16 protein-coding genes, 2 tRNA genes, 1 rRNA gene and 2 pseudogenes are annotated in these 16,175 nt (G+C 51.1%); 8 read left to right on the forward strand and 13 right to left on the reverse strand.

What is annotated here, in order from left to right; translation table 11 throughout:
- Nucleotides 1-301 precede the first annotated feature (301 nt).
- From AC3RPL_RS16405 to gmhB, 4 genes are all read right to left on the reverse strand, one after another.
- Nucleotides 302-377 (reverse strand) — tRNA-Ala (locus AC3RPL_RS16405).
- A gap of 140 nt (nucleotides 378-517) precedes the next feature.
- A tRNA-Ile gene (locus AC3RPL_RS16410) sits at nucleotides 518-594 on the reverse strand.
- A 74-nt stretch (nucleotides 595-668) separates the two neighbouring features.
- Nucleotides 669-2,210, reverse strand: a 16S ribosomal RNA gene (locus AC3RPL_RS16415).
- Between the two features lie 378 nt (nucleotides 2,211-2,588).
- Nucleotides 2,589-3,149, reverse strand: a complete 561-nt coding sequence (gene gmhB / locus AC3RPL_RS16420; RefSeq protein ID WP_034937355.1) for a D-glycero-beta-D-manno-heptose 1,7-bisphosphate 7-phosphatase — start codon at nucleotides 3,147-3,149, stop codon at nucleotides 2,589-2,591.
- Between the two features lie 181 nt (nucleotides 3,150-3,330).
- Between gmhB and metN the strand changes: the two genes are divergently transcribed.
- From metN to proS, 6 genes are all read left to right on the forward strand, one after another.
- Nucleotides 3,331-4,362 (forward strand): methionine ABC transporter ATP-binding protein MetN, encoded by a 1,032-nt coding sequence (gene metN / locus AC3RPL_RS16425; RefSeq protein WP_490740840.1) that lies wholly within the window; start codon nucleotides 3,331-3,333, stop codon nucleotides 4,360-4,362.
- Nucleotides 4,355-5,008, forward strand: coding sequence for a methionine ABC transporter permease MetI (locus AC3RPL_RS16430; RefSeq protein ID WP_490740841.1), 654 nt, complete (start codon nucleotides 4,355-4,357; stop codon nucleotides 5,006-5,008). The genes metN and AC3RPL_RS16430 overlap by 8 nt, the downstream gene beginning before the upstream one ends.
- Nucleotides 5,009-5,039: 31 nt before the next feature.
- On the forward strand, nucleotides 5,040-5,855 hold the full coding sequence (locus AC3RPL_RS16435) for a MetQ/NlpA family lipoprotein (RefSeq protein WP_034937350.1): 816 nt from the start codon (nucleotides 5,040-5,042) through the stop codon (nucleotides 5,853-5,855).
- A gap of 142 nt (nucleotides 5,856-5,997) precedes the next feature.
- Entirely contained in the window at nucleotides 5,998-6,402 is a 405-nt protein-coding gene (gene rcsF / locus AC3RPL_RS16440) for an envelope stress sensor lipoprotein RcsF (RefSeq protein ID WP_034937346.1), read from the forward strand.
- Entirely contained in the window at nucleotides 6,399-7,106 is a 708-nt protein-coding gene (tsaA, locus tag AC3RPL_RS16445; RefSeq protein ID WP_490740842.1) for a tRNA (N6-threonylcarbamoyladenosine(37)-N6)-methyltransferase TrmO, read from the forward strand. The genes rcsF and tsaA overlap by 4 nt, the downstream gene beginning before the upstream one ends.
- Nucleotides 7,107-7,216: 110 nt before the next feature.
- Nucleotides 7,217-8,935: a proline--tRNA ligase gene (gene proS / locus AC3RPL_RS16450; protein ID WP_490740843.1), complete on the forward strand. Its 1,719-nt coding sequence runs from the start codon at nucleotides 7,217-7,219 to the stop codon at nucleotides 8,933-8,935.
- 69 nt (nucleotides 8,936-9,004) lie between these two features.
- Here the strand turns inward: proS and AC3RPL_RS16455 are convergent, their stop codons facing one another.
- The 3 genes and pseudogenes from AC3RPL_RS16455 to AC3RPL_RS16465 form a co-directional block, all read right to left on the reverse strand.
- On the reverse strand, nucleotides 9,005-9,406 hold the full coding sequence (locus AC3RPL_RS16455) for a copper resistance protein NlpE N-terminal domain-containing protein (protein ID WP_490740844.1): 402 nt from the start codon (nucleotides 9,404-9,406) through the stop codon (nucleotides 9,005-9,007).
- A gap of 15 nt (nucleotides 9,407-9,421) precedes the next feature.
- Entirely contained in the window at nucleotides 9,422-9,844 is a 423-nt protein-coding gene (gene arfB, locus AC3RPL_RS16460; RefSeq protein ID WP_490740845.1) for an alternative ribosome rescue aminoacyl-tRNA hydrolase ArfB, read from the reverse strand.
- Nucleotides 9,841-10,382, reverse strand: a pseudogene (locus tag AC3RPL_RS16465) (YaeQ family protein). The gene arfB and the pseudogene AC3RPL_RS16465 overlap by 4 nt, the downstream one beginning before the upstream one ends.
- A gap of 130 nt (nucleotides 10,383-10,512) precedes the next feature.
- On the opposite strand from AC3RPL_RS16465, the gene AC3RPL_RS16470 reads away from it, so the two are divergent.
- Complete coding sequence (locus AC3RPL_RS16470; RefSeq protein WP_034937331.1) at nucleotides 10,513-10,713, forward strand: YaeP family protein; 201 nt, start codon at nucleotides 10,513-10,515, stop codon at nucleotides 10,711-10,713.
- Nucleotides 10,700-10,963: a Rho-binding antiterminator gene (rof, locus tag AC3RPL_RS16475; RefSeq protein WP_261643902.1), complete on the forward strand. Its 264-nt coding sequence runs from the start codon at nucleotides 10,700-10,702 to the stop codon at nucleotides 10,961-10,963. Before AC3RPL_RS16470 ends, rof begins: the two co-directional genes overlap by 14 nt.
- A gap of 103 nt (nucleotides 10,964-11,066) precedes the next feature.
- Here rof and tilS read toward each other — a convergent pair whose 3' ends face one another.
- The 6 genes and pseudogenes from tilS to AC3RPL_RS16505 form a co-directional block, all read right to left on the reverse strand.
- Nucleotides 11,067-12,458, reverse strand: a complete 1,392-nt coding sequence (tilS, locus tag AC3RPL_RS16480) for a tRNA lysidine(34) synthetase TilS (protein ID WP_490740846.1) — start codon at nucleotides 12,456-12,458, stop codon at nucleotides 11,067-11,069.
- Between the two features lie 60 nt (nucleotides 12,459-12,518).
- Nucleotides 12,519-12,908: a VOC family protein gene (locus tag AC3RPL_RS16485; protein ID WP_261643904.1), complete on the reverse strand. Its 390-nt coding sequence runs from the start codon at nucleotides 12,906-12,908 to the stop codon at nucleotides 12,519-12,521.
- A gap of 68 nt (nucleotides 12,909-12,976) precedes the next feature.
- Entirely contained in the window at nucleotides 12,977-15,115 is a 2,139-nt protein-coding gene (locus AC3RPL_RS16490; protein WP_490740847.1) for a lysine decarboxylase LdcC, read from the reverse strand.
- A gap of 194 nt (nucleotides 15,116-15,309) precedes the next feature.
- Nucleotides 15,310-15,456, reverse strand: coding sequence for a hypothetical protein (locus AC3RPL_RS16495; RefSeq protein ID WP_490742142.1), 147 nt, complete (start codon nucleotides 15,454-15,456; stop codon nucleotides 15,310-15,312).
- A gap of 33 nt (nucleotides 15,457-15,489) precedes the next feature.
- A pseudogene (locus AC3RPL_RS16500) lies at nucleotides 15,490-15,561 on the reverse strand (hypothetical protein); the annotation flags it as partial.
- Nucleotides 15,533-15,865: a hypothetical protein gene (locus tag AC3RPL_RS16505; RefSeq protein WP_490740848.1), complete on the reverse strand. Its 333-nt coding sequence runs from the start codon at nucleotides 15,863-15,865 to the stop codon at nucleotides 15,533-15,535. The gene AC3RPL_RS16505 and the pseudogene AC3RPL_RS16500, both read right to left, overlap by 29 nt.
- Nucleotides 15,866-16,175: the final 310 nt, after the last annotated feature.

The following is a 16,175-nucleotide window of genomic DNA, read 5'->3' on the forward strand; positions in this document are numbered from 1 at the left end:
AACGACTGCGCGTCGTCATGGCCGCGTTATGCAGTGCTTGCAGTGCTCATGGACATCAGTCCACTCCGCCCTGCTGCGCGCTGACGCCTTGCCACGACCTTGCTCGTTCGTTACTCCGACAGAGTCACGCTGCATGTTGTAAGCATTTGAGAGACCCGAACATGTCGTTATGCCATTCTTATTACGGAGAATGACCACAACATGTCGTTTCAAATTTTCAGCTTGTTCCGGATTGTTAAAGAGCATAATACGTCGCAGCACACCGTTTCCGGCATGCTCTGACGTACTGTTGACAACTGCATGGTGGAGCTAAGCGGGATCGAACCGCTGACCTCCTGCGTGCAAGGCAGGCGCTCTCCCAGCTGAGCTATAGCCCCATACAGTGTGCAGAGACCGTCTACTACCACTCAGCTTTTCTCCCGATTGAGAAAGGCAATTTTTTCTCAGGCAAGGCGTGGCGATGCGAAGCATAGTTTGCTATGCGAGTTATCGTCACAACGCGGCATGAGGGAAAATCTGGTAGGCCTGAGTGGACTTGAACCACCGACCTCACCCTTATCAGGGGTGCGCTCTAACCACCTGAGCTACAAGCCTGTAGAGGTTTTTTCTGCTCGTTACTTTTCTATCAGACAATCTGTGTGAGCACTGCACGGGAAGGTATCTTCAGGTAAGGAGGTGATCCAACCGCAGGTTCCCCTACGGTTACCTTGTTACGACTTCACCCCAGTCATGAATCACAAAGTGGTAAGCGCCCTCCCGAAGGTTAAGCTACCTACTTCTTTTGCAACCCACTCCCATGGTGTGACGGGCGGTGTGTACAAGGCCCGGGAACGTATTCACCGTGGCATTCTGATCCACGATTACTAGCGATTCCGACTTCACGGAGTCGAGTTGCAGACTCCGATCCGGACTACGACGCACTTTATGAGGTCCGCTTGCTCTCGCGAGGTCGCTTCTCTTTGTATGCGCCATTGTAGCACGTGTGTAGCCCTGGCCGTAAGGGCCATGATGACTTGACGTCATCCCCACCTTCCTCCGGTTTATCACCGGCAGTCTCCTTTGAGTTCCCGGCCGAACCGATGGCAACAAAGGATAAGGGTTGCGCTCGTTGCGGGACTTAACCCAACATTTCACAACACGAGCTGACGACAGCCATGCAGCACCTGTCTCACGGTTCCCGAAGGCACAACCCCATCTCTGAGGTCTTCCGTGGATGTCAAGGCCAGGTAAGGTTCTTCGCGTTGCATCGAATTAAACCACATGCTCCACCGCTTGTGCGGGCCCCCGTCAATTCATTTGAGTTTTAACCTTGCGGCCGTACTCCCCAGGCGGTCGATTTAACGCGTTAGCTACGGAAGCCACGCCTCAAGGGCACAACCTCCAAATCGACATCGTTTACGGCGTGGACTACCAGGGTATCTAATCCTGTTTGCTCCCCACGCTTTCGCACCTGAGCGTCAGTCTTTGTCCAGGGGGCCGCCTTCGCCACCGGTATTCCTCCAGATCTCTACGCATTTCACCGCTACACCTGGAATTCTACCCCCCTCTACAAGACTCAAGCCTGCCAGTTTCAAATGCAGTTCCCAGGTTAAGCCCGGGGATTTCACATCTGACTTAACAGACCGCCTGCGTGCGCTTTACGCCCAGTAATTCCGATTAACGCTTGCACCCTCCGTATTACCGCGGCTGCTGGCACGGAGTTAGCCGGTGCTTCTTCTGCGGGTAACGTCAATGAATGAAGTTATTAACTCCACTCCCTTCCTCCCCGCTGAAAGTACTTTACAACCCGAAGGCCTTCTTCATACACGCGGCATGGCTGCATCAGGCTTGCGCCCATTGTGCAATATTCCCCACTGCTGCCTCCCGTAGGAGTCTGGACCGTGTCTCAGTTCCAGTGTGGCTGGTCATCCTCTCAGACCAGCTAGGGATCGTCGCCTTGGTGAGCCGTTACCTCACCAACTAGCTAATCCCATCTGGGCACATCCGATGGTGTGAGGCCCGAAGGTCCCCCACTTTGGTCTTGCGACGTTATGCGGTATTAGCTACCGTTTCCAGTAGTTATCCCCCTCCATCGGGCAGTTTCCCAGACATTACTCACCCGTCCGCCACTCGTCACCCGGGGAGCAAGCTCCCCTGTGCTACCGTTCGACTTGCATGTGTTAGGCCTGCCGCCAGCGTTCAATCTGAGCCATGATCAAACTCTTCAATTAAAAGTCTGATTTGCTTCAACTCGTGAAGCGGTGCTCAGGAAAAACCGTAATGAATTACGTGTTCACTCTGAGGCTTGATATTTTTTTGCATCCTAAGATGCGGATATCAATCCTGTGAGTGCCCACACAGATTGTCTGATAAATTGTTAAAGAGCGGTGCAACCGGCAGCGCTGCTGCTGTTGCGAGGTGGCGTATATTACGCATTCCTCTTACAGAGTCAACCTTAACTTTAAAGGAATTCTCTTTATCTTAAAGCCTGCTGAATATTCATCAGCTGCCGTTCGATGGAGGCGCATTATAGGGATGCGCCGCAGGAAGGCAAGTACAAAAGTGAACTTTTTTATCGTTCGGAGAAACTTCGTGCAAAACGCTGCTTTTTAGCCCTGTTTAATTCTGGAAGGCAGGTCTGCCAGACTGTTTATCACCCAGTCTGCCGCTTTTTCACTCTCCCCGGTGACCGGTTTGCCGGTACGAACCAGAACCTTTGTCCCTACTCCTGCTGATTGCCCCGCCAGCATGTCATCAATTTTGTCACCAACCATATAAGAAGCTGCCATATCAATGTTCAGCTCTTTCTGTGCTGACAGCAGCATCCCGGGCTGCGGCTTACGGCAATCACATTGTTGACGATATGCATCCTCCACGGCATCAGGATGATGAGGACAGAAATAAATGCCATCAAGATCCACATCCCGGTCCGCCAGCGACCAGTCCATCCATTCGGTAAGTTGCATGAAGGTATCTTCGGTAAAAATACCGCGTGCAATACCCGACTGATTCGTCACCATGACCAGCGCATAGCCCATTTTTTTCAGCTCACGCAGCGCATCAATCACGCCATCAATAAACTGAAAGTTGTCGATCTCATGGACATAACCATGATCGACATTAATCGTGCCGTCACGATCAAGAAAGATTGCGGGAACTTTGTCTGCCACGTAGAAACTCCTGCTACTAAAATTGCCAGAGAGTATCGCATGATTGCACCTGGAACGAGAATGCCAGTTTGGATCACTTTGATTGATTCAGACGTCTGGATGCCTTACCATCCACTCGCTCACATCCCTGTCTGGAGTGCGCTAAAATCAAACACCACGGATAATGGTACTGCCCAGAAAAATGATAAAACTCTCCCACATTTCCAAAGTGTTCCGCCAGGGCACTCGCAGCATTACTGCGCTGTCTGATGTCAGCCTCGACGTCCCTGCGGGACAGATATACGGCGTCATTGGCGCTTCAGGCGCGGGTAAAAGCACCCTGATTCGCTGCGTAAATCTGCTTGAGCGTCCAACATCCGGTACCGTGCTGGTTGATAATCAGGATTTGACTAAGTTATCAGAAAGTCAGCTGACTCAGGCACGTCGTCAGATTGGTATGATCTTTCAACACTTCAACCTGTTAAATTCCAGAACGGTTGCAGGCAATGTCGCCCTGCCGCTGGAACTGGGTAAACTTTCCAGGTCCGAAATCAAGGCCAGAGTGACTGAACTACTGGAACTGGTCGGCCTTGCAGACAAACATGATTCATGGCCTGCCAATCTTTCAGGTGGGCAGAAACAGCGTGTTGCTATCGCTCGTGCACTGGCGAGCAATCCAAAAGTTTTGCTCAGTGATGAGGCCACCAGCGCCCTTGATCCGGCGACCACGCGCTCTATCCTTGAATTGCTGAAAGACATTAACCGTCGGCTCAGCATCACCATTCTTCTGATTACGCATGAAATGGATGTGGTCAAACGCATTTGTGATCGGGTCGCGGTGATCAGTCACGGTGAGTTAATCGAACATGATACGGTGAGTGAAGTCTTCTCCCATCCCAAGACGCCTCTGGCACAGCAATTTATTCAGTCAACGCTGCATCTGGACATTCCCGATGATTATGCAGATCGCCTGTCTACGGAAGCCAGCCCGCATAATGTACCGCTGCTACGTCTGGAATTTACCGGCCAGTCAGTTGATGCACCGCTACTTTCAGAGTCGGCACGCAAGTTCAACATTAATAATAATATTATCAGTGCGCAGATGGATTATGCCGGCGGCGTGAAGTTCGGCATTATGCTGACAGAGATGCATGGTGAAGATGCGGATACCCAGGCAGCCATCAATTTTCTGAAAGAGCATCATGTCAAAGTGGAGGTGTTAGGGTATGTCTGAAGCAATGATTATGCTGCTCTGCCGTGGTGTCTGGGAAACACTGGTGATGACGTTTGTCTCCGGACTCTTCGGTTTTGTACTCGGCCTGCCACTAGGCGTGCTGCTGTATGTCAGTCGGCCAAAACAGATTATTGAAAATCGTCTGCTTTATCGTTCGCTGTCAGCACTGGTAAATATTTTTCGCGCCATTCCTTTTATCATTTTACTGGTATGGATGATTCCGTTCACCCGCATGATTGTCGGTACTTCGATTGGCTTACAGGCCGCTATTGTGCCTTTGACTCTTGGCGCAGCGCCATTTATCGCCCGCATGGTTGAAAATACCTTACTTGAACTGCCTGCGGGTCTGATTGAGGCTTCACGCGCAATGGGAGCGACACCGATGCAGATTGTGCAAAAAGTTCTGCTACCGGAAGCGCTGCCAGGTTTAATCAATGCTGCGACCATCACCCTGATAACACTTGTCGGCTATTCCGCCATGGGGGGAGCCGTCGGAGCCGGAGGTCTTGGCCAGATTGGCATTCAATATGGTTATATCGGTTATAACGCTACGGTGATGAATACGGTATTAGTGTTGTTAGTGGTTTTAGTGTATTTGATCCAGTTCTGTGGCGAGCGCATCGTGCGTGCAGTCACTCACAAATAAACAACCATAAGTTCTGATGAAAGGAAGGGATATGTCTTTTAATTTTAAAACATTTGCCGCTGTGGGCGCGCTGATTGGTACGCTGGCGCTGGTTGGTTGCGATCAAAAAGAAAAAGATCCTAACCATATTAAAGTCGGCGTGATTGTCGGTGCCGAGCAACAGGTTGCGGAAGTAGCGAAGAAAGTCGCCAAAGATAAATACGGGCTGGATGTTGAACTGGTCACCTTTAACGATTACGTACTGCCCAACGAAGCGCTGAGTAAAGGTGACATTGATGTCAATGCTTTCCAGCATAAGCCTTATCTGGATCAACAGATTAAAGATCGGGGTTACAAGCTGGTGCCGGTCGGCAATACCTTTGTCTATCCGATCGCGGGCTACTCCAGAAAAATCAAATCGCTGGATGAGCTTCAGAACGGCGCTCAGATTGCTATCCCTAATGATCCCACCAACCTTGGTCGTTCCTTGCTGCTGCTGCAAAAGGTCGGTTTGATTAAATTAAAAGATGGCGTTGGTCTGTTACCCACCTCGCTGGATGTGGTAGAGAACCCCAAAAACATCAAACTGGTCGAGCTGGAAGCACCACAATTGCCCCGCTCTCTTGACGATCAGCAAATTGCACTGGCTGTGATCAACACCACCTACGCCAGCCAGATCAATCTGACACCCGCGAAAGACGGGATTTTTGTCGAAGATAAAAATTCACCCTACGTCAATCTGATTGTGGCGCGCGAAGATAATAAAGATGCTGAAAACGTTAAGAAATTCGTGCAGGCTTACCAGTCTGATGAAGTAAACGAAGCGGCAAATAAAACCTTCAACGGCGGCGCTGTTAAGGGTTGGTAAATCCCTTCTGAAATACCGTGCTTTTGTCATTATTTTATCAAAGCGGGCAAAAGCCCGCTTTGTTGCATCCTGAGCGCTTGTTATTTGCCACCAGGCTTGTTTCAATAACGCCACTTTCAAAACCGAACATGAGGATTTTCCCATGCGTGTTTTACCGCTCTGTTTGTTAGCCCTTTCGCTGACAGGGTGTTCATTGCTGCAAAAACCCTATAAACCTGTAGAGCCATTCAGGCAGCCCGCGCAAACTGTGTCAGGACAGGCTAAACCTGCTTCCCGCCCGGCACCGGTAAAACTGTACACGAATGCCAGCGATCTGGTGAGCAGCCCTTTCCGCGATTTGGGTGAAGTTTATGGTGAAGATTGCCAGAGCAGCCGACAAAGTTCGCCACCGAACATCAGTACGGCACGTAAGCGGTTACAGGCACATGCAGCCAACATGAAGGCCAATGCCGTTCTGCTGCATCGCTGTGAGATTGTCAGCAATACACAAGGCTGTTTCCGTCAGGCCGTCTGTGAAGGTTCAGCGCTGAAAGTCACAAAACAATGAGTTCTTTTTCCTTCCAGCAAATTGGCACCATCCGTTCTCCCTGGAAGGAGAAGTTTGCCGTTCCCCGTCAACCGGGACTGATTGAGGACGGCGGTGGTGAACTGCATTTACAGCCCCCCTATAATCAGCCGGAAGCCGTGCGGGGACTGGAGGCATTCAGCCACCTCTGGTTGCTGTTTATCTTTCATCAGACAATGTCGGGAGGATGGCGGCCTACCGTTCCTCCTCCCCGACTGGGTGGCAATGCCCGCATGGGCGTTTTCGCCACCCGCTCCACCTTTCGTCCCAATCCCGTGGGGATATCACTGGTTGAACTGACCGGTATTCGCACGGAAAAAGGAACGGTAGTGCTTGAGCTGGGTAGTCTGGACCTGGTTGACGGCACCCCGATAGTGGATATCAAGCCTTATCTGCCGTTTGCTGAATCTTTACCTCAGGCCCGTGCGGGCTTTGCCTCAGAGCCACCCGCGATGGATATGCCGGTATCCTTCTCAGACAATGCACGGCAGCAGATTGCCAGGCAGCAAACCCGATATCCTCATCTTGAGCGCTTTATCCGCCAGACCCTTGCGCAGGATCCCCGCCCGGCCTACCGCAAAAATGAAGTCCCGGGTCGGGAATACGCCGCCTTGCTGCTGGATTTCAATGTTCGCTGGTGCGTGACCGCCAGCGGCACGCTGGTGACCGCTATCGACAATCGCTAATTTATCTTCCGGCATCTTTTGACTCTTTGATCACGCTGTTACACTAGCCGCCAGCAATTTTTCTGCCGGGCTTAATTCGTAAGCTTTCTGCTTAACTGGAATCGAAACTCATGCGTACTACTCAATATCTGCTCTCCACTCTGAAGGAGACGCCAGCCGACGCCGAAGTGATCAGCCATCAGTTGATGCTGCGCGCCGGTATGATCCGCAAGCTGGCCTCTGGTTTGTATACCTGGTTACCAACCGGCCTGCGCGTGTTGAAAAAAGTCGAAAACATCGTGCGTGAAGAGATGAACAATGCCGGTGCGATCGAAATTTCCATGCCAGTGGTGCAGCCCGCCGATTTATGGCAGGAAAGTGGGCGTTGGGAACAGTATGGCCCTGAACTGCTGCGCTTTGTGGATCGGGGGGAGCGCCCTTTCGTTCTTGGTCCAACGCATGAGGAAGTGGTTACTGACCTGATCCGTAACGAACTCAGTTCATATAAACAGCTGCCGCTGAATGTCTTTCAGATCCAGACCAAATTTCGCGATGAAGTACGACCTCGTTTTGGCGTGATGCGTTCCCGGGAATTCATCATGAAAGATGCTTACTCGTTCCACACGTCGCAGGAGTCGCTTCAGGCAACTTATGATGATATGTACCGCGCATACAGCCAGAGTTTTACCCGTATGGGGCTGGATTTCCGCGCTGTGCAGGCTGATACCGGCTCGATTGGCGGCAGCGCATCTCACGAGTTTCAGGTGCTGGCACAAAGTGGTGAAGACGACATTATTTTTTCAACGGAGTCTGACTACGCAGCCAATATGGAGCTGGCAGAAGCCTTAGCCCCGACGGAAAACCGTGCCGGGGCCACTCAAGAACTGATTGAAATCGACACCCCGAACGCAAAAACCATCGCCGAACTGGTTGAACAGTTTGGTCTGCCGGTGGAAAAAACCATCAAAACTCTCATGGTCAAAGCCAGCGAGGAGAGTGGCCACACGCTGGTGGCACTGCTGCTGCGTGGCGATCACCAACTCAATGAAGTCAAAGCGGAAAAAATTAACATCATCGCGGCACCGCTGACGTTTGCTACCGAAGAAGAGATTCGTGCTGCCGTCGGTGCAGGTCCGGGATCGCTGGGACCCGTAGGCCTGACGCTGCCCGTCATCGCAGACCGCACCGTTGCGGTGATGAGCGATTTTGCTGCCGGAGCGAATAAAGACGGTAAACATTTTACCGGCATCAACTGGCAGCGCGACCTGCCACTGGCGCGCGTGGAAGATATCCGCAACGTGGTGGAAGGTGATGCCAGTCCGGATGGAAAGGGTACGCTGCTGATTAAACGCGGTATCGAGGTGGGGCACATTTTCCAGCTGGGCTGCAAATATTCTGAAGCGATGAAAGCAGCAGTACAGGGCGAAGATGGCCGTAACCAGACCCTGACAATGGGCTGCTATGGCATTGGTATCACCCGAATCGTTGCCGCCGCTATCGAGCAGAATCATGATGAACGGGGGATCATCTGGCCAGACGCGCTGGCCCCTTTCCAGGTGGCTATCCTGCCGATGAACATGCATAAGTCCTTCCGCGTGCAAGACCTGGCTGAAGAGCTGTATCAGCAGCTACGCGCCAAAGGCATTGAAGTCATTCTGGACGATCGCAAAGAACGTCCGGGTGTGATGTTTGCCGATATGGAACTGATTGGCATTCCGCATACCATCGTGATTGGAGAGCGTAATCTTGACAGCGAAGAGATTGAGTATAAATCTCGTCGCGAAGGCGAAAAACGCATGATCAAAACCAGCGAAATCCTGGATTTTCTTGTGCGAGAAGTGAAAGCCTGATCCAAAGCGGCGGGCTAATCAGCCCGCCGCTCATAACGTGGATGCGAATAACCAGCACGCCGGCTGCATTCAGCCTCCAGACTTCACCCTTTGCAGACGGTAATTATTTGCTGACGATATCGGGTTACCCTGCATATCCATCATTTCAAGACCATCCGGTACAGGTCGGAAGTAGCGTTTTTCCCCCGCATCGGAAATCAGCACCAGCTTCTCTGCGGTGCGGCTCCAGCGTCCCTGCTGCACATCGCTGAGATTTGCGGTTCCCTGATAACGTTCGCTGATGCGATAGCGTCCTCCCTGTTGCAGCGACAGTGAAACCGTAATGCCTTCGCAATCAGCACAGGGAATCACCCCCTGATAATCCTGCGCCATCGTTTCCGCCGCAGGCGGAATGACCTTTTGATGGTTCTGGCAACCCAGTAACGAACCTAAGAAGAGTGTAGTCAGAACAGCCACAACAATTTTTTTCACCTGTCCTCCTGAATATCAATCCTGGCTGCGGCCTGGTTTTCCCCGCAGCAATTTGGTACTGGCTTTGCGGGCCTTGCTGACCAGTCGACGCTGGGCTGAGGCTCGGGTGGGCTTCGTCGGTCGTCGCGCTTTCTCAACCACCATCAATTCCTGAATGAGATTTTCCAGCCGCTTTAACGCCGCTTCCCGGTTCATCTCCTGGCTACGGTATTCCTGAGCTTTAATCACCACCACACCTTCTGCGGTGATCAGATGATGGCTGGCCGCCAGCAGACGCTCTTTAAAGCATACCGGCAAATTTGAGGCGCGGATGTCAAAACGCAGATGGATTGCCGTGGCGCTTTTATTAACATGCTGGCCGCCATTGCCCTGCGCTCTGATCGCCGTCAGCTCCAGTTCAGCACTGGTGATGGTCGCGTTGCGTGACAGAACAATCATACAATTTTGCCGTTTGTCAGCCAGTCGGTGAAGCGGAGTTCAAGATGGTTATGCTCATCAGACAGCCAGATGGTGCCGTCCTGTAGCGTGGCCTGAAGCGTCATCGAGCGAGAAGCAAGCCCGGCCAGCGCCTTCATTTGATGATCATCCAGAAAACGAATGCTGAGATTCTCCTGCTGTGTCAGCTTCTGTTGATTCTGCTGCCACCAGATCTGCGCCGCACGGGCGTTGTAAGTGTATAAGCCCGGTTGCAGGCTTTTTTGATTCGGCGTTCGTCCGGAAGGCCCAGTTCAACCCAGACTTCAATACCGTTATGGTCATTCATCAGCCAGATTTCAGGCTCATCCTCTGCGCTCAGGCCACGGGTGAACATTAATCTTTCGTCAGCATGCACTAACCAGGCAAGCAGGCGAAGCATCAGTCGTTCTTCCGTTTCGGAAGGGTGACGGGCCAGCGTCAGATTGCTGTCGATAAAAACATTTCTGTCCATATCGGCAACATTAATTACCGCTTTGTAAATAGTCGCTTTGAGTGCCATGAGGTTCCTTATCTTTATCGGCTGCTATTGTAACCGGTTAAGACAGTAAATCACCCGCCGTCGGGCTGATTTCACGTAAAATCCTGTGTTATAGTCGTCAAAACACCAGAGAAAACTCTTGAGGTGCATTGTGCAAAAGTATTGTGAATTAGTTCGCCAGAAATATGCCGAAATTGGCAGTGGCGACCTGGGATACGTGCCGGATGCGCTGGATTGCGTGCTGAAAGCACTTGATGAGGTAGCCGCAAACGCTGAGCTACCCTCTTCCATCAGGGAACAGGCAGCTTATGCTGCTGCAAACTTATTGGTGAGCGATTATGTTGACGAATGAAGCCTATAAACCGATCAACTGCGATGACTACGATAACCTGGAACTCGCCTGCCAGAACCACTGGATGCTGGCGCTGTCGCTGAAGAATGGTGAACAGCTGAAGGCCAAAGCGACAGACATGGTGTCACGTAAAAACGTCGAATATCTCGCTGTCGATCTTTCCGGCGAAGTCCGTGAGCTGCGCCTGGATCACATTGCCAGTTTCAGTCACCCGGACCTGGGTACCGTCGTGGTTAGCGAGTCTGATTAACGCCTGCGGGCGGGAGCTTCCCGCCCCTGTTTCTTTCATCACCCCCCACCTGCTACAACGCACAGCTACAACTCCCCTGTCACCTGTATAATGTTTATGCCAGTCATACTGACGTATTCTGCCAGACTGTCTGCCAGAAGGTGCCCGTACCGGCCTGACCTTCGCGGGTGACAAAAATGCCGGGAGCTGCGATTAACTGATCATCATAAAAAATCATGGGTATACGCTCACGCTGCCACGGCGGCACTCCCAGATCCTGCCAGAGTTTTTTTAGTGAGCGGCTGCCTGCCCGACCAACAAAATGAAATTTTCCCCGAGCCTGAAAACGCACCGTTACCCTCTCATGCCCGGCTGGTGGACGAATGGTGACCATTGCCTCTGCCGATGGCGCACAGCATCCGGCTTCTTTTTCATAAATATTATGCCCGGCCACCCTTCTTTGGCCGTCATTGTTCTCTTCTGACTCACGCCTTACCAGCCAGCCCATCCGGGCAGGGAGAGCAACAGACCGTACACTGGCAGGCCATTCAATCACCACATGTCGTACAGGTTCACAGAGCGCAAGCCAGTAAAGGCGGTTGCGATAACGACGAATCTCATGCTGTCCCAGTAACAGACGCGGCTCCGCATCTTCACGACTGCATGCCACCTCCAGCCAGATACGTCGGAGCGCATCGCGGGAAGGCATCTGCCCCTGCTGCCGGGCGATCCATCGCCTGATTAAGGCACTGCGTCGGGAATCACTCATCGCCGCCAGTGGTGCAACGGCCAGCGATCCCTGCTGGTCAATTAAAGCGTCGAGTGATTCTGCCAGTAGTTCATCCAGCAGCTGTTCCTGCTCTGCACACAGGCTGGCGCTTCGGGCCGTCGCCTGAGAAAAATGCGGCCAGCGTGCATTCAGCAGAGGGATAACAGCCTGACGCAGAAAATTGCGGTCATAGCGGCAGTCCTGATTGCTGTCATCCTCAATCCATTGCAGATGATTCTCTGCCGCCCAGTTTTCCAGTTGCAGCCGGGAACAGCTAAGTAATGGACGAAGGTGAACATGCCCCCCCGTGACACCGCGCGCAGGCATCGCAGAGAGCCCGGCGGGGCCGCTGCCCCGCTTGAGGGCCAGTAACAATGTTTCACACTGATCGTCCTGATGCTGAGCAGTCAGCAATGCGTCTTCAGGGCGGAGATGCTCAACAAAAGCCTGATAGCGCACCGCCCGCGCCGCTGCTTCGATACCTTTGCCCCTGGCATCCACCTGCACCTTTACCACCTCCAGCTCAACCTCCCATTCAGCACACTGCTTCCGGCAATGCTTTACCCAGCTGTCTGCCTGCGGATTCAGACCATGATGAACATGTATCGCCCGCAGATGCAGCTCGGGTAACTGCTGGCGTAGGCAGACCAGCTGATGCAGCAATACACTGGAGTCCAGCCCGCCGCTGTACGCCACCAGCAGGTGCTGATGTCCATCAAGTTGCTGTTGAAGATAACGCAGTGACATGGGCTTTCCGGCAAGAGTTGATAACCCGGTGATATCACACCGGGCCAGTGAGCGGCTATTTTACGCCTGATAAAGTTCCAGCGGCAAACCATCCGGATCGCAGAAAAAGGTGTAGCGTTTACCGCTGATTGGGTCCACACGAATGGGCTCGCAAATAACCCCCTTTTCGGTCAGATACTGACTGGCAGCATCAATGTCTGCCACACTGAAGGCCAGATGGCGCAAGCCACAGGCCTCTGGCCGGTTGGTACGTGCTGGCGGCTGCGGAAACGAAAACAGTTCGATAACGTACTGACCGTGCAGCGCCAAATCCCCCTTCCACGAATCACGCGCTTCCCGGTAGACTTCACCAATCAAAGTAAAGCCCAGCAGGTCGCAGTAAAAATCTTTACTGACCTGATACTGACTGGCGATGATGGCGATATGGTGGATTTGCTTAATATTCAACATAGTAATTCCTTTATCTTGTGCACGCTGATGCTTTGTATCCTGTTAACCCTGTTGCTGTCGACCCGCGATTACGCTTTTAACACCCGCACCCTGTACTGACCTTCGTCGGTGAGTTTTGCACCGTGTATATCCGTCTCAAAACCAGGGTAATGTCTGCCGATGGTGCACAACATCAGCAGGAAATCGAGAACGGCACGACTCTCCTCCGTGATCATCTCTCCGGGCATGACCAGCGGCACACCGGGTGGATAAGGCAGGATCATATTGGCCGAAACACGGCCCACCAGATCGGCTATTTCTACCGTTTCCACATTCCCTTTCACCTGCTGCTGAAACATCTGGTGCGGGGTCATTTTCATTTCCGGCAGGGTTGCAAAAGCCTGAAGCATCAGCCGGGGAAGATCGTGTTGACGGATGAGCGAATGGATCCCCTGAGCCAGCGTCTGAATGCGCATGTCGCGGTAAAAATCAGGGTCCTCTGCGTAGAGATCCGGCAACATATTTCTCACCCGCAGATTAAGATCATAAGCCCGTTTAAAGTCAATCAGGCCCCGCAAAACGCTCATTGCTTTAGTTTTGTCGATACCAATACTGAACAGAAACAGCAGATTATATGGCCCGGTCTTCTCCACCACGACACCGCGATCGTCAAGATATTTCGCCACCAGCGCAGCAGGAATACCCTCTGGCGCCATTTCCCCCTGTTCACTCATTCCCGGCGTCAGAATAGTGACCTTGATAGGATCAAGGTACATATGATCGGCATCCGCATTGATAAAACCATGCCAGTGCTCCTCTCCCGGCTGGATTGGCCAGCATTCAGGTTGGTCGATACCCTCTGGTTGCCAGATATCAAAGAACCAACCGTCAGCCTCTTCACGCAGACGCTGGATTTCGCGACGAAAATGTAAAGCACGCTCCACCGAGCGATTGATCAACCTCTTACCGGGATTACCGCGAAGCATTGCGGCGGCGGTTTCAATCGATGCCACAATGGAATAGTTAGGTGAGGTGGTAGTGTGCATCATGTAGGCTTCATTAAAGGTTTGTTCGTCGTAGTCACCTTTAATGTGGATCAACGAGGCCTGGGAAAACGCCGCCAACAGCTTATGAGTGGACTGTGTTTCATAAATAACTTTGCCTGGCGTGCGTTCACCGCTCATTCCGCTAAGCCCGCAGTAGATCGGGTGAAAATTGGTGTAGGGTACCCAGGCAGAATCAAAGTGAATTGACGGAACATCCAGCGTCTCTTTGATGTACTGGGTGTTATACAGCAGGCCGTCATAGGTAGAGTTGGTGATCACCGCATGCACTGGCCAACTGGCCCGCTCGGTCTGCGCAACTTTCAGCGCGATGCTCTCTCTGGTGAACTCCTGTTTAGGAATACCGCCGAGGATCCCCAGTGCGTTGCGGGTTGGCTTCAGCCAGACAGGAATAATATCGCTCATCATCAACAGATGAGTCAGTGATTTATGGCAGTTGCGGTCGATTAGCACGGTGCTTCCCGCAGGCGCGGCATACATGCCGACAATCTTGTTAGACGTTGAGGTGCCGTTGGTCACCATGTAGCTCTGCTCTGCGCCAAAGGTTCGGGCCACATACTCCTCCGCCTCAAGATGAGGACCGGTGTGGTCCAGCAGCGACCCAAGCTCAGTCACGGAGATGGAAACATCTGCCTTAAGAGTATTTGCGCCAAAAAAATCATAAAACAGCGTTCCGACCGGGCTTTTCTGAAAAGCAGTACCGGCCATATGTCCGGGGGTGCAAAAGGTATATTTGCCTTCTTTCACGTAGGTAAACAACGCTTTGGTCAGCGGTGGGGTAATGGTATCCGTGTATTCATCGGTATACTGGCGGATACGCTGAGCAATCTCTTCTGATGCACCCAGCGCATATTCGAAGAACCAGATAGTCATACGCATTTCATTAATGCTGACATCCATCGTCGAGTGGGTGTTAATAAAAGCATACAGCGGAAGATATTCATTGAGCTGATTGATTTCACTACAGAGATCGAGGCTGTACTCGTCCCAGTCAAAAATGACGCCGCAGATACGTGGATTATGTTCAATCAGTTTCAGCAGGTCATTAGCATCTTTCGGGTAGATGGTCTGAAATCCCTGAAGTTGTAACGCCTGGTCCAGCTCCCGGATGGGTTCATCTTTATAAAATGCGTTATGCGGTCCCATTATCGCGATAATATTCAATGCACATCTCCTGATTTTGCGTAAACGACTGTCTTATAAGTATAGTCTGCCCACGAAACTGGTCAGGATGACATTATCCGCCCGCCATGATGGCGGGCTTACAGCGATTTGTGACAAAGACCTACGGGTATCAATTACAATGCTGACGAATTTAATCTTTCCCAGCGCTGACCTGAAATTCAGTCTTTATCTTACTACAGGGAGTCAAATGGCATATCATACTCCTGACTTGCTATTTGATAATCTGGCAATACCCTAACGCCCGCTGCTCCAGGGTATCTCATAAAATTAAAAACCTTGGTTTTATCAGAAACAATATCTCTGATATCAACGCCTTCCATATCGACATCTTTAAGTATTGTATTTTTTATATTAGCCTCAGACAGTGAAGCGAATTTGAGGGAAGAACCGGTTAAATCACAATGTTTGAAGTTGTAGCCTGACAGGTCTGAGAACGTCATACCGGCATATTTTAAATTGATATATGGAACAAAAAAAATCGATGCAGTCTATAAACCCCCTGTCTTTAGGATAGCCATGAACAATCCACTCAAAAATGAATTCATCATTTTTTATTTTAGAAAATACTACTCCTGATTTTTTCTTAAATTTATTACCCCTATCATTTTCCTTACCGCCGATCGCATTATTAATCACATTATTTTTTATCACATACTCTGCATCTTCTTCGGCACTTTGCACGTCATCAATCACAGACTCTCTCATCAAAATACCCAATTCCATCAGCATTGATGTATTTCTTTCACTTACGTCAGCATTTAAAACATGTAATAAAGCACTAAGCTGATGTTGATTTAATTTTTATCTGAATTTTCACCTGATGACTTCAGAGTAATCACATTAGATGAAAATCCATATTTACCCAGAAAAAACCCTTAATTTTTCACTAGATTTTAATGCAGAAAGGGTATTTATTGATATGTTACCTTCCCTGATTTTACGCTCTTCCACATGAAAGATATAATTACCAACCCCCTGATTTTTTTTAAGATTAGAGAATTGCCCTCCTTAAATTCCAGATGTTGTGAATTGTATAAAC

This window comes from Erwinia papayae, assembly GCF_058241465.1.

What these genes read in the sequence shown, in the direction of transcription:
- AC3RPL_RS16505 (WP_490740848.1), bottom strand. Translation starts at nt 15,865, where the DNA reads ATGCTGATGGAATTGGGTATTTTGATGAGAGAGTCTGTGATTGATGAC.
- rcsF (WP_034937346.1), top strand. Translation starts at nt 5,998, where the DNA reads ATGCGTGTTTTACCGCTCTGTTTGTTAGCCCTTTCGCTGACAGGGTGT.
- rof (WP_261643902.1), top strand. Translation starts at nt 10,700, where the DNA reads ATGTTGACGAATGAAGCCTATAAACCGATCAACTGCGATGACTACGAT.
- tilS (WP_490740846.1), bottom strand. Translation starts at nt 12,458, where the DNA reads ATGTCACTGCGTTATCTTCAACAGCAACTTGATGGACATCAGCACCTG.
- proS (WP_490740843.1), top strand. Translation starts at nt 7,217, where the DNA reads ATGCGTACTACTCAATATCTGCTCTCCACTCTGAAGGAGACGCCAGCC.
- AC3RPL_RS16485 (WP_261643904.1), bottom strand. Translation starts at nt 12,908, where the DNA reads ATGTTGAATATTAAGCAAATCCACCATATCGCCATCATCGCCAGTCAG.
- AC3RPL_RS16495 (WP_490742142.1), bottom strand. Translation starts at nt 15,456, where the DNA reads ATGGAAGGCGTTGATATCAGAGATATTGTTTCTGATAAAACCAAGGTT.
- AC3RPL_RS16435 (WP_034937350.1), top strand. Translation starts at nt 5,040, where the DNA reads ATGTCTTTTAATTTTAAAACATTTGCCGCTGTGGGCGCGCTGATTGGT.
- arfB (WP_490740845.1), bottom strand. Translation starts at nt 9,844, where the DNA reads ATGATTGTTCTGTCACGCAACGCGACCATCACCAGTGCTGAACTGGAG.
- metN (WP_490740840.1), top strand. Translation starts at nt 3,331, where the DNA reads ATGATAAAACTCTCCCACATTTCCAAAGTGTTCCGCCAGGGCACTCGC.
- AC3RPL_RS16430 (WP_490740841.1), top strand. Translation starts at nt 4,355, where the DNA reads ATGTCTGAAGCAATGATTATGCTGCTCTGCCGTGGTGTCTGGGAAACA.
- tsaA (WP_490740842.1), top strand. Translation starts at nt 6,399, where the DNA reads ATGAGTTCTTTTTCCTTCCAGCAAATTGGCACCATCCGTTCTCCCTGG.